Source organism: Halobacteriovorax sp. RZ-2, assembly GCF_043196685.1.
Classification (GTDB): Bacteria; Bdellovibrionota; Bacteriovoracia; order Bacteriovoracales; family Bacteriovoracaceae; genus Halobacteriovorax_A.
In genome coordinates this window covers 37481-50262 of sequence record NZ_JBEBMR010000004.1, presented here as the reverse complement: position 1 = coordinate 50262, position 12782 = coordinate 37481, and the positions used below count along the sequence as shown (strand labels likewise).

The 12782-nt window shown below is 37.6% G+C and carries 14 protein-coding genes; 12 read left to right on the top strand and 2 right to left on the bottom strand.

The genetic code is table 11. The features are described 5' to 3' along the window. Position 1 precedes the first annotated feature (1 nt). From ABMA78_RS14545 to ABMA78_RS14490, 12 genes are all read left to right on the top strand, one after another. A complete protein-coding gene (locus ABMA78_RS14545; protein ID WP_392861102.1) occupies positions 2–511 on the top strand; it encodes a hypothetical protein in 510 nt (169 codons plus the stop codon). Between the two features lie 83 nt (positions 512–594). Further along, positions 595–1410, top strand: coding sequence for a Flp pilus assembly protein CpaB (gene cpaB / locus ABMA78_RS14540; RefSeq protein WP_392861100.1), 816 nt, complete (start codon positions 595–597; stop codon positions 1408–1410). Beyond that, positions 1410–2933, top strand: a complete 1524-nt coding sequence (locus ABMA78_RS14535) for a hypothetical protein (protein ID WP_392861099.1) — start codon at positions 1410–1412, stop codon at positions 2931–2933. Before cpaB ends, ABMA78_RS14535 begins: the two co-directional genes overlap by 1 nt. After that, positions 2933–5179, top strand: coding sequence for an ATPase, T2SS/T4P/T4SS family (locus tag ABMA78_RS14530; RefSeq protein WP_392861097.1), 2247 nt, complete (start codon positions 2933–2935; stop codon positions 5177–5179). The genes ABMA78_RS14535 and ABMA78_RS14530 overlap by 1 nt, the downstream gene beginning before the upstream one ends. 15 nt (positions 5180–5194) lie before the next feature. Continuing rightward, positions 5195–6085 carry a type II secretion system F family protein gene (locus ABMA78_RS14525; protein WP_392861095.1) on the top strand — a complete coding sequence of 297 codons (891 nt, stop codon included), beginning with the start codon at positions 5195–5197 and terminating at the stop codon, positions 6083–6085. A gap of 88 nt (positions 6086–6173) precedes the next feature. Continuing rightward, the gene (locus ABMA78_RS14520; protein WP_392861093.1) at positions 6174–7805 is read left to right on the top strand and encodes a DUF6531 domain-containing protein; all 1632 of its coding nucleotides are present in this window, start codon (positions 6174–6176) and stop codon (positions 7803–7805) included. Between the two features lie 12 nt (positions 7806–7817). Then, positions 7818–8015: a hypothetical protein gene (locus ABMA78_RS14515; protein WP_392861091.1), complete on the top strand. Its 198-nt coding sequence runs from the start codon at positions 7818–7820 to the stop codon at positions 8013–8015. Positions 8016–8199: 184 nt separating this feature from the next. Beyond that, the gene (locus ABMA78_RS14510; protein ID WP_392861089.1) at positions 8200–8385 is read left to right on the top strand and encodes a hypothetical protein; all 186 of its coding nucleotides are present in this window, start codon (positions 8200–8202) and stop codon (positions 8383–8385) included. Between the two features lie 98 nt (positions 8386–8483). Beyond that, entirely contained in the window at positions 8484–9848 is a 1365-nt protein-coding gene (locus tag ABMA78_RS14505) for an aldehyde dehydrogenase family protein (RefSeq protein ID WP_392861087.1), read from the top strand. Positions 9849–9915: 67 nt separating this feature from the next. Then, positions 9916–10533: a hypothetical protein gene (locus tag ABMA78_RS14500; protein WP_392861085.1), complete on the top strand. Its 618-nt coding sequence runs from the start codon at positions 9916–9918 to the stop codon at positions 10531–10533. A gap of 26 nt (positions 10534–10559) precedes the next feature. Beyond that, complete coding sequence (locus ABMA78_RS14495) at positions 10560–11624, top strand: PQQ-dependent sugar dehydrogenase (RefSeq protein WP_392861083.1); 1065 nt, start codon at positions 10560–10562, stop codon at positions 11622–11624. Positions 11625–11760: 136 nt separating this feature from the next. After that, positions 11761–11973 carry a hypothetical protein gene (locus tag ABMA78_RS14490; protein ID WP_021267597.1) on the top strand — a complete coding sequence of 71 codons (213 nt, stop codon included), beginning with the start codon at positions 11761–11763 and terminating at the stop codon, positions 11971–11973. A 1-nt stretch (position 11974) separates the two neighbouring features. Here ABMA78_RS14490 and ABMA78_RS14485 read toward each other — a convergent pair whose 3' ends face one another. Next, entirely contained in the window at positions 11975–12331 is a 357-nt protein-coding gene (locus tag ABMA78_RS14485; RefSeq protein ID WP_392861081.1) for a hypothetical protein, read from the bottom strand. A gap of 4 nt (positions 12332–12335) precedes the next feature. Next, the gene (locus ABMA78_RS14480) at positions 12336–12731 is read right to left on the bottom strand and encodes a PleD family two-component system response regulator (protein ID WP_392861079.1); all 396 of its coding nucleotides are present in this window, start codon (positions 12729–12731) and stop codon (positions 12336–12338) included. Positions 12732–12782 lie beyond the last annotated feature (51 nt).

Sequence of the window (12782 nt, the reverse complement as noted above, 5' to 3'; positions counted from 1 at the left end):
ATTGAATCCTAATCAGAAAAAAACTATTTTAAAAAATGAAGAAGGTCAGGCCTTATTTGAGGCAATGATCTTTATTCCAATACTTCTTTATATGGTTGTGATGCTTATCACTGTTGGTAACTCAATCAATGCTTCAATTAATCAAAATAAAGCAACTCGAACTTATACATTCTTTATCTTAAAAGGGAACTCAGATGGTATCGGTGCAAACGATATTAGAAGTTTAGGCGGAACTTTTAGTGAGATAGGTGGCTTTATGATTGGATGGAATAAGACACTACAATCTAATAGTACACCAATCTCATCAACTTTTAAGATTCCTAGTTTGCCGTGGGCCCCTGCTGAAGAAGAGAATTGTGAAGAGGCGGGTGATCCTGAGGATACAAGTTGTATTAAGGTGTTCACTCTTTTTGGAGTCTGTGGTGAAACCTTTACTAAACCAGGTGATGTTTTATTTAGGGCCAATGACGCCACTATTCTCTCGCCGGTAACTTCTTGTAGCTATAAGTAGCCAAAAATGCCTCATTGCAACTAAATGCTTGTTTTTTGTTAAAATATTAATTGATTACTTAACAAAGTAAAACAGGATGTTTTATGAATACTAGAGCTTTTACGCTGGCCCTTATTATTGCAGGTGTTGCCATGTTTATGGTCCACACTTATATCGAAGATCAACAATCTGCTTTGATTAAAAAATACGGAACGATGAGTTCTGTTCTTGTTGCTAAAGAAGATATCCGAGAGTTCGATCTATTAGATGAAACGAAGGTTTCAATCATTACAGTTCCTCAAAAATTCCTAGCTCCTGGAAGTTTTAAAACAGTTAAAGAAATTGAAAATACAATTGCAACAGTTCCAATTCTAAAAGGTGAGCAAATTACAAAGCCTCGTGTAACTTACCCTGGAGAGAGTACTGGTCTTTCAAGAGAGGTAACAGTTGGAATGCGAGCGATTGCTTTCCAGGTTGATGAAAGAAGCTCTGTTGGTAAACTAATTCGTCCTGGAGATCGTGTTGATGTTCTTGCACCTATTGATTACACAGGTGGAGCGAGAAAGGATCAAGAAAAGATTGTAACGATTCTTCAAGATGTTCGTGTCCTTTCAACGGGGATGAGTGTTTCAAATAATATTCCACTTATTGGTGTTAAAACTGAAGAAGTTGTTAGAAAGATGAAGCTTAACACTTACTCAAATTATACGACGGTAACACTTGAGCTAAGCCCATTCCAAGCACAGAAGATTGCACACCTTTATGTCTTCCAACCAAATAAACCAATCTTAACTCTAAGAAATATTAATGATGGTGAGAAGGCAATGATTGAAGGAACTAGACTTTACGATATTCTTTCAGATTCAGATAAGAACGAAGCGAGGGCCTTCTTTAACGAAAAATATAAGAAAAAGAATTAATGAGAATTTTAACGTACTTAACTCTATTTATATTTGCATTCACGGCCAGCGCTCAGCAGGCCTCTTCTGGTATTGGAGTATCTGAAGAGAAAGTTGAAGTAGTTCTTGGAATTGATAAGGTTCTACCAATCGATTTCACAATCACTTCTCGAAGTGTACAAATCGCTAATCAGAGAATTCTAAAAGTACAACCTGTTAATACTGCAGCGGGAACTAGTGAGCTTGTTCTAAAAGGTGAGGCTCCAGGGATTACATCTGTTACAGTTCGTGATCGATTAGGGGCAATTAAAAAACGTTACCTTGTCACAGTTACGGCAACAGAGAAATCGAAGCTTATTGCAGAAATCAAGGAACAACTAGGACCTATTGAAGGGCTAGAGATCAACCTCAAAGGTGGAAAAGTTTTTGTTGAAGGAAAGATTATTGTTCCTGGTGACATTGGCCGAATCGTAAAAGTTTTAGAAGATTACCCAGATGTGAAAAACCTCGTTGAAGTTTCTCCACAAACTTACTTAATTATCTCTCGCGAAATGCAAGAAGGTCTAAGAAGAAATAATTTAAAAGATGTGACGGTTAGGTTCTTTAACAACTCTTACCTACTAGAAGGGATCGTCAACTCTGAAGAAGAGAGTAATCTTGCCGTTAAGATTGCTGCAACTTACTTACCTGATCGAATCCAAAGCTTAGCAAGAAGAACTGACTCGGTTCAACAACTTGATAAGGGTGAGATCATTAGAAACTTTCTTGCAATTAATAGAAAACCTCAGCCTCCACAGGCAGCAAAGCTAATTAAAATTACTGCTCAATTTGTAGAGCTATCGAAAGACTATAACCGTGTTTTTGGTTTCAAATGGAACCCAAGTGTTGGGACAACTGGTGGACAGATTGTTTTCGGTAGAACTGAAAATGGTGGAACGGTAACGACTTCATCGGCCGGTAACTTTGGTGGAACGATTTCTCAATTATTCCCTAAGCTAAGTTCTGCAAAGGCTGCGGGGTATGCACGTATTGTTCAGTCGGGAATGGTTATTACTAAAGACGGTGAAAAAGCGAAGCTTTCAAAAGGTTCGGAAAGAAACGTTGCTGTTGGTACGGGTGAATTTCAACAAGCAAAGGTTATTGAAGCAGGATTTAACTTGGATGTAACTCCAAAAATTCTGCAGGAAGAAAAAATTAACCTGGATATTATTCTTGGTGTTTCTTCTTCTCAGGGAACAGATAAACAAACTAACAATCTCGATACCAAAATTATTGTAAAGTCTCGTGAATCAGCGGTTGTTGGTGGTATTTCGATTAATAAAACAGCAACTGAATATGATAAAGATCCACCAGATGGTGTTTCTACTACGACAAGTGATGGAAGTGAGGAAGGACAAGTCTTTTCACTCTTCTCATTCGTTCGTTCCAAAGATGTCTCTAAGTCAAAAGAGCAATTTGTTGTTTTCATCACTCCTGAAATTATTGAGAGTGCTTCGACAGGGACTGAAGATATTAAAAGAAAATTTAGAAAGAGGGGGCCATAGTGGCCGAAGGTCATATTATTACAGTTATTGGTGGTAAAGGCGGTGTTGGGAAGTCCCAAGTTGCCACTAACCTAGCTTTTGCCTTTAGTGGTGAAAAGCGATCTAAAACACTACTGCTTGATTTCGATCAAAGAGCAAGTGGGGACTTAAACTTATTAACTGGTATTAAAACAAATAAGAACCTAAAGGATCTATTTAACTTCAATGGAAATATTGATCCTCGAACGTTTCAACCTTTCGTGAATATGCACCCAAGTGGGGTTCACTATATAGGTTTACCAAATGATCCTGTTGCAACGGAAGGCATGAGTGTTGATGGAGCAGGTAAAGTTTTAAAGGCCGTTAAGAGTATGTATCCACTTACAGTAATTGATGTGGGTACTGAAATTACCGATCTTACAGCAAAGGCCCTTGAACATTCTACAATGATCTTGGTTGTGATCACGCCTGATTTACTGGCATTAAATCAAACGAAGCGTCTTGTTTCAGAACTGATTACAATGATGTTTCCTAAGGAAATGATTCATTTTGTCTTTAATCAGGCACAAAAGGGACATCCCGTTACTGCAGATGTTGCAGGGAAGTCTGTTGGACGTCCAGTTCTAGCGCAAATCTTAAAAGACGAGCAAACATGTGCAATGGCCATTAATCAGAAAAAACCTGTTATGTTGGCTGCAAAGAATAGTGCTTTTGCAAAAGGTGTTACAGAGTTAGTTCGTACGATCAATGGAAAGGGGATCTTAAGTCAACTAGCTAAGCTGAATAAGCCTAGTGAAGTTGGAGCAAAACAAGACCGACCAACTGGTGCAGCTGCAAATGGTTGGCGTGACCTTAAGCTTAGGATTCATAAAGGCCTTGTTGAAGAGATGGATCTTTCAAAAGATGACGACAATGATCCAAAAGCTAAGATTATTCTTAAAGAGAAAACGAAGAAGGTCGTTATTGATCTTCTTGGTAAAGAAGACACTAAAGGTATTTTAAATAACCGCGATGATATGAATAGTATCGTAAAGGAAATTCTCGATGAGGCCCTAGGTCTAGGCCCTCTAGAAGATCTTCTTGCTGATTCGGCCATTTCTGAAATTATGGTTGTTGGCCCTAACAAGATTTACTATGAAGAAGATGGAAAGGTTAAACTTTCTAAAGTAACTTTTTCAAATGATAGACAAGTTTTAAATGTTATTGAAAGAATCGTTGCACCAATTGGTCGACGTATCGATGAGAAAACTCCTTATGTCGATGCCCGTCTTCACGATGGATCAAGGGTGCATGCTATTATCCCACCTTCGGCCATTGATGGATGTTGTATCACCATTCGTAAATTCCCAGAAGAGCGATTAACTTATAAGCACCTTGTTCAATTTGGTTCATTCACACAAAATATGGCGGACTTTCTTCGTATCGCAGTTGAAGGACATAAAAATATTATCGTCTCTGGTGGTACCGGTTCCGGGAAAACAACTCTCGTTAATATTCTTGGAAGTTTTATTCAGGCCAATGAGCGTATCATTACTTGTGAAGACTCGGCCGAACTTAGTTTCCCTCAAGAACACGTGGTTCGTCTTGAAACACGTCCACCATCACTAGAAGGTGATGGAGAAATTGATATTCGTTGTCTTGTTAAGCAGTGTCTAAGAATGCGTCCAGAGCGTATTGTTGTTGGTGAGTGTCGTGGTGGTGAAACGCTGGATATGTTACAGGCAATGGGAACAGGTCACGATGGTTCACTTACAACGGTTCACTCGAATAATCCAAGAGAATGTATTGGCCGTATTGAAACCCTTGTTCAATATGCGGGAGCAGGTCTTACACCTAAAGCAATTCGAGAGATGATTGCAAATGCTGTTCACTTGATTATTCAAGCATCTCGTCTTGATGATGGTTCTCGTAAAATTACACACATTACGGAAATTGGGGGGATTCAAGGAGAGGTTGTTACTCTTCAAGATATCTTCTTATTTCAACAAAAAGATATTGATAAAAGTGGAAAGATTATTGGAGCACACCAAGCGACAGGATTCATTCCTAAGTTTATCGAAACGCTTGAGAGACAGGGATATAATATCCCTCGTGGATTATTCTCTAATGCTCCTGGTGCAAGCGGGGGAGCTCCTGCAAAGAAGCCAGCACCACCGCCTCAAAATAAAAGGCCACCACAACAAGGCCAGCAAAGGCCACGACCAGGTCAGCCTCAAGGCAGACCTAGGCCAAGTAATGGTGCACCACCTGTAAAGAAGAAGGCTTAGAGGATAGAGGTTTAAATGAGCTTTTTTATTGAACAAATTGGACGAAGTGGATTGATTGGGCTTATTGGTTTAATTTTCTTCCTTTTTTGTTATCGATACTCTGTTGGTATTTTTGATCTCATTGAAAAGCAAACTTTTGGGACGAGAACTTATATCTTGGAAAAGTTTGAATTACTCTTTATTGATGTAAAGCCAGATCATGTTACCTACGCACTTTTGGCGCTGTCATTTGGTTTAGGAACTCTTACTCTCATTATCTTTGGACTTCTTGGAAGCTGGGGAGGAGGAGCCTTTCTTGGACTAGTTGTAGGTTTTGTTGGTTTTAAGGCCCCTAAGCCTGTTGTTGATTATCTCGTCAATCGTCGTATTTTAGCTTATCAAAATCAAATGGTAGATGGCCTAACTCTTCTTTCTAATGGTCTTAGAGCGGGTCTATCAGTCCCTCAGGCCCTAGGAATGGTTGTTGATGAAATGCCACCTCCTATCTCGGAAGAGTTTAATATTATCCTCCAGCAGAATAGAGTTGGGGTGACATTGGAAGAGTGCTTCGAAAACTTGGCAGAAAGAATTCCCACTCAAGATAATGATATGTTCGTTTCAAGTGTTAATATTTTACGCGAAACTGGTGGTAATCTTGCCGAAGTTTTTGACACTATCGTTTCTGTTATTCGTGAACGAATTAGATTGAAGCAAAAAATCGATACGGCAACGGCACAAGGAAAGTTTCAAGGTTTTACTATTGCGGCCATGCCCTTTGTAATTCTAGCTATTTTCTCTGCAAATGATCCAACCCTTCTACCAAAGATGTTTTCTTCGGCCATTGGGATTGTCTTATTTGTAGTCGCCTGTGTTTTAGACGGTATTGGTACCTTCTTCATTCTTAAAATAGTGAAAATCAAGGAATAAAGTTAATATATGTTTAAGTTTTAGTTAAAGGCCTCCGATATGACTATGGAGAGAATGAAGATTCTTTAACTAAATAAGGATACAAGTCATGAGGATCAGTTTAAAGCTATTAGTACTATGTTTGTTTTCACTGGCATCGATTGCTGGTGTAAATCTGAAAAACGGAAATTTCTACATTACGTACACGGATATTATCGTACCTGGTGGTGGAAATGACCTAGTTGTTGAAAGAACGTACAACTCAAAGTCACCTGGAAAAGGATGGTTTGGTTATGGTTGGGGTTCTGACTATGAAACTTTCTTAGTTGTTTCTGCAGATGGTTCAGTAACAGTTCACGAGAATGGTTCAGGTGCTAAAACACGTTTTACTCCAAGACAGGCCGTTGACGCTAAGGCCGCTGCTGAGAAAATCGTGGATGTGATGAGAAAGAAAACATCACTTTCAACGACGGTTGCTAAAACTTTAGTTACGAAGCTAACTAATGATGCTGAACTTAGACAAGCTTATGCTAAGAAGTTCAATGTATCTTCAAACCTAGCAGTTGGAACTGAACTTTATTCAAATGTTCGTGGGCTTCAAAAAGTTGTCAAAACTGCAAAAGGTTATATTAGAAAGTATAACGACGGTAAGGAAAACCATTTCAATAAAGATGGTAAGCTTGTTCAAGTAAAAGATAAGAACGGATATGTTGTTAATCTTGATTACACGAAAGAGGGTTCTCTTAAGTCGATCAAAGATTCAATGGCAAAGCAAATCTTCTTTAAATGGTATCCAAATGGTCTTGTGAAATCTGTTGAATCCGGAGCAGGTAAGAAGACAACTTATACTTATGACACAAATTATAACTTAGTAGATGCTAAGGATATTTCAGGAAATAACTTTAAGTACGATTACGATGCAAATCACAATATGACTCTTATTACTTATAAAGATGGATCATCTCAAAAGATTTCTTATGAGAAGAAAACTCAATTTGTAAAAGAGCTAACGAAAAGAAGTGGAGAGGTGATTAAGTACTCTTACGAGAGTAACCCTAAGAACCCTGACTTTCACTACTGGACACTTGTTGCAAAGAAATCTCCTACTAAAAAAGAAGTTGTAAATCGTTACGAATATGAGATCAAGAAGAAACCAGACGGATCTCACTATACTTACAGAATCCTTACTGTAATTAATGGGCTTAAAACTGAAACGATTTATACTGAGTGTTGTTCTCTTCCAAAACAAATTAAAAGAGGAAACCACGTAACTAACTTTGAATATAATAAAGATGGACTTCTTGTTAAGAAAGCTTCTTCAAGAGGTGACTTTGTAGAGCTTGAATACCACAAGCAGTTTAAGAAGATTACAAAAGTTGTAAACCCACGTGGATGGACAGAGTTTGACTACGATAAAAAAGGTAACCTGAAGAAAGCAAATAACTCTAAAGGTATGTCTGTTGTTCTACTATACGATTCAAAAGGTCGTATTTCAAAAATGATGGATTACAATAAGAAGACAAAACAAAAAAGAGCTCTTGAGTTTCAATACAATGCTCAAGGTAAGCCAGTTGAGATTACTATGAATAAGGTAGGAAAGATCAACGTTAAATATGATAACTACGGTGAGATTCTTAAAGTAGAATCAAAAGCAGGACATAAGATGGCCTTACAAGTTACTCAGGCCTTCCAATCACTCTTAGCAATTGTTAAGCCTGCTGGTGTAAACCTAAATATGTAATTGGAGGGATATATGAAGAAACTACTAACGCTTTTAATGGTTCTTGGTTCATTTAGTATTTTTGCGGCAGATGGTGCGGTAACAGGTGAGAAAGATGGTGACTGTCCTAAGGTTAACTTAGACAACAGAAACACAACACCTACAACTGCAGTACCATCATCAACAGAGCCTGTGACAAACCCTGGTGGTGTTCAGTCTGGTTCAAAATAAGATTACATAAATTAATCATTGAATGGGCCCGTTTTAATAACGGGCCTTTTTTTTGTCTAAAATCTACACACTGTTCAAAATATTACACTTTCCTACTTTTTAACCTATTGAAAATACATTTGAATTGTTGGCATCCTCCTTGCTTTATAAATAGCAAAGAAACAAAACCATAATGGGGGAAATTATGAAAAAGTTAGCATTAGTATTTTTATTTCTATTAAGTGTATCAAACGTATTTGCATTAAATGAGTCTGGAACAAATTGCGACGATATGTATGCAAGTTCTGATAATGTAGCAAGTGTTGAAGCAGAGGTACCTGCAGTAGCTCCAGCTGGATCAAGCTCATCGACTCAATCAATGGGACAATAAAATTTAACTCAAACTTAACCCACACTTCTTATAAAAAGCCTGGCCAAGAGTCAGGCTTTTTTTTGCCTGATTAATTTAAAACCAGCTATAATGAGCCTATGGATAATAATATTACAACTGCGTACTGTGCTCAGAAAGGGCGAGAGAATTTAACATATGAAGATCGCATCAGTGCTCTTGAGGCCTTAGAAAGCGAAATAAGGGCCCGTGAGAGCGAGATTCTTGCTGCTTTAAAGGCAGACTTAAATAAGAGTTCTTTTGAGTCTTACCTTTCCGAAATTGACTTCTGCTTACATGAAATTAAGCTCATGAAAAAGAAGTTAAAGAAGTGGATGAAGCCAAAGAGAGTTCTTTCGCCACTCCCATTTATGCCAGCACGAAGTGAGATTCACTACGAGCCATATGGACAAGTTTTAGTCATTGCCCCTTGGAATTATCCGTTTCAATTGGCCATCGTTCCACTTATTGGTGCAATCGCAGCAGGAAATAAAGTTATTGTGAAGCCTTCGGAGATGGCACCAGCAACTTCCAAGATAATTGATGATGTCATTACAAGTGCACTTGATAGTGAGATTGCAGCAGTTATTGAAGGTGGAATTGAAGAAACGACTGAACTTTTGAATTTAAAATTTGATTATATTTTCTATACAGGAAATGGCCATGTTGGGCGAATTATTATGGCGGCTGCCGCTAAGAACTTAACCCCACTCACTCTCGAGTTGGGAGGTAAGTCTCCGGCAATCGTAACGACTAAGAATATTGATTTAGCGGCCAAGCGAATTGTTTGGGGAAAATTCTTCAATGCGGGCCAAACATGTGTTGCGCCTGACTATATCCTAATAAATAAGAGAGATGAAGATAGGTTTATAGCTGCTTCAAAGAAGTACCTCACGCAATTTTATAGTGAAGAAATTAAGAGAAGTGGTGACTATGGACGCATCATTAATGAAAGACACTTTGATAGACTTTCAGCTCTAATCGATAAGGATTCTGTTCTTATTGGTGGAGATGTGGATAAGGAAGAATTATATATTTCCCCAACATATGTAAGAGCTGATAAAGATAGTGCAATTATGAAGGATGAGATTTTTGGCCCACTGTTGCCAATTGTTTATTCTGATAATTTAGAAGAGTCCATTGAATTTGTTAAAAGCTATGATAAACCACTGGCCTGTTATGCTTTCGTTGATTCTAATGGAGATAAGAAAAAGGTCATTGAATCAATTAGCAGTGGTGGAATGGTTATTAATGATACGATTGTACACTTGTCGAATGAGAAGTTGCCATTTGGTGGTGTCGGTGAATCGGGGATGGGTGCCTATCACGGTGAGTTCTCGTTTAAGCTATTCTCTCATGAGAAGGCCGTTATGAAGAGAAGCTTTTGTTTGGAAAACGATCTACGCTATCCTCCTTATGAGAAAAAGGTATCGTTAGTACGTAAGATTATGAATTTACTGTCATAATTCTTTACGGCCATTGAAAGCTTTTCAAAAATCAATTTCAAATATTTATTATTAGTATAATAGGGCCATGAAAATGGCCCATTTCTATATTCTTTTAATTAGCACTATTGCAATCACTAACTCAACTTTTGCATCTACGGTATTAGACCGTGCAGACATTCCTGAGGTTTTTCAAAGAGAATATATCTATACATCTGCTGCCAAGCACACATTTGTTCAAACTTATGGTGTTGCAACCTGTGTTGCTTTAATTATGCACAATTCTGAAGGGGACACAGTTTTGGCCCATCTAGATAGTGGAACAAAGGTAGGGCAAGCAATTTCTAACTTTGTTAAAAATTTAGGAGATGTCACTTCTGTTCGTTTATATGGAGGTCAGCCACCATATCGCTTAGAAGATCGTATTGTATCAGAACTTTCAAAATACAAATTAAATCCAGAAGTCATTATAAGAAATGATCGCAATGAATCACTTAATTTGATGTTAAACCTTAAGTCTGGTGATGTTGAAGAATATGATGAAACCTACGCTTCAACAGATTACCGAATGGCCAATGAAAAAGTTAAGAGGTTAAAATTTTCTTCTCGTATTAGTCGTCATGAAGAGTCAATTGGAGGAGGAGATGTCATTGAAATTGATCCTCCAATAAGTGGTTTTGACTTTAATATGTTTTTACTTCCGTAATAGTCTTAACATGCTAGACTTTCATTATGAAAAGTCTCACGTTTGTATTTTTAATTCTCAGTTCTCTCATTTCTATTTCTTCGTTTGCAAAAATTAATGCAAAAGAAGTTTTTAAAACTAATGACATTATTTGGGGAATCAGTTTTATCAATGATAATGAAATCCTTTTTACCGAAAGAAGTGGAAAAATTAAGTATCATAATTTTTCAACAAAGCAGACCAAAGAGCTCATCTCTCCAAAAGTAAAGTCACGAGGTCAAGGTGGGATGCTTGATATTGTGTATAAGAAGATTGGAGACAAGGACTACGCTTACTTCACATATTCTTCTGAAGTTAAGGGTGTTGTCGTAACGACATTGGCACGTGCAGAATATGCTAAGGCCCAACTGAGTAAGGCCGAAGTACTTTTAGAAACAAAGGTTATAAGTGATACCACTCGCCACTTTGGTTCGCGCTTGTTATTTAAAGATAACTACCTCTTTATGACTATTGGTGATCGCGGAGAAAGAAAGTATGCTCAAGACCTCTCATATCATAATGGTAAAATTCTACGCTTAAATTTTGATGGCACACCGGCTAAAGGAAACCCCTTTGAAAATAAGAAGGGTGCTCTAAAGGAGATATGGAGCTACGGTCATCGCAATCCACAAGGAATTGGGATGAATAAGAATGGAGATATCTTTAGTTGTGAATTTGGTCCTCGCGGTGGAGATGAACTTAATTTAATAAAACCAGGTCTAAACTATGGCTGGCCTATCATTACTTATGGAAAGGAGTATTGGGGCCCAAGCATAGGTGAAGAAAAAAAGAAGGGAATGGAGCAGCCTATTGTCTATTGGACACCAAGTATTTCACCTTCGGGAATGGTTGTTTATGAAGGAACTAAGTATAAGGATTGGAAAGGGGATATATTTCTGGCCGCTCTTGGCAGTGAGCATCTGAGAAGGCTTAGAATGGATGGTAATAAAGTTGTTTCTCAAGAGAGTTACCTAGAGGAGCTTGAAGAGAGAATGCGCCAGATTGTAGTTTCTCCGGCCGGAGAGCTCTATTTAACAACGGATTCGGGAAAGATACTTAAGGTTGTAAGGTAAGTGTTAAAAGTCTAAACAGCGTTGAAAAAATGTATACTTCTTAAACAATATGCATATGGTAAGTGATTGAAAATACGATGTCTGTTGTTGGCATACTTCATGCATTGAATATAGTGTCTACAAAAGGAGAAGTATTATGAAAAAGCTATTTTTATTATCTGTACTAGCACTACTATCATCTCAGGTATTTGCCGGAGTAAAAGAAGCAACAACAAATACGTCTGATGATTCTATTTGTGAAACTAGGGGATTAAACCTTAAGCAAAAGATGCAAGAAATTGATAATTTAATTGCGAGTTCTGGTGGGACTATTGAAAAAGAGACAGAATCAAAGTCTATTAATCAATAATTTATTCACTTTCTCGTAATACTTTTAAAAGGGCCTCACGTTCTTCAACAGTATACTCACCATGTTGATAATCATCCAGAGCGTCGAGGCCCTGAACTTTCTTACCAATTGGCTTAGTGATCCCTGAAGATTCTCTTTTGACGTAATCCACTTTCTTAGCTGTATTATTAAAAAGCTTTACTGTCATTTCTTTGCCTTCACTAAGGCTTGTATTCAAATAAAAGGCGATTGTTGAATATACTTTTTGCGTATATGGTTTCAGTGGTTTGTTAATGCTATCAAATACTGTTGAATTCTTAGCTACAGGAAAGGCCAAGATTAAAAAACTAACTGTAAAATAAATTAAAAACCTAAACATTCAATTAACTCGCTTTTTCTGACGCAATATCATGAGTCAGCTTATCTACAGATCTAAGTAGATCTTCTCTTTTAAATGGTTTTACTAAAAAGTCTTGAGCACCTGAAGAAATTGCCTCAATACATACAGATTCAATATCAAGTGAAGACATCATTAGGATTTTAGCGTTTGGGAAATTGCTGGCAACAGATTCAGCAAGCTCTAGCCCACTGATTCCTGGCATAATAACGTCGATAATAAATAGTGTTGGAGGATTATCAAAAGCAAGTTTTAAAGCATCCTGTGCACTACCTACACAACCGACGACTTCATAGTTTTCTTGCTCTAAAATATCTTTAACAGAAGTTCTAGAGATTTCAGAGTCGTCAACAATCATTACTTTCATTTCTTCTTTTCCCATATACATTCCATTTTAATTTAATGTTGGATAAAAAAAAAGAGGGCCTTGTTG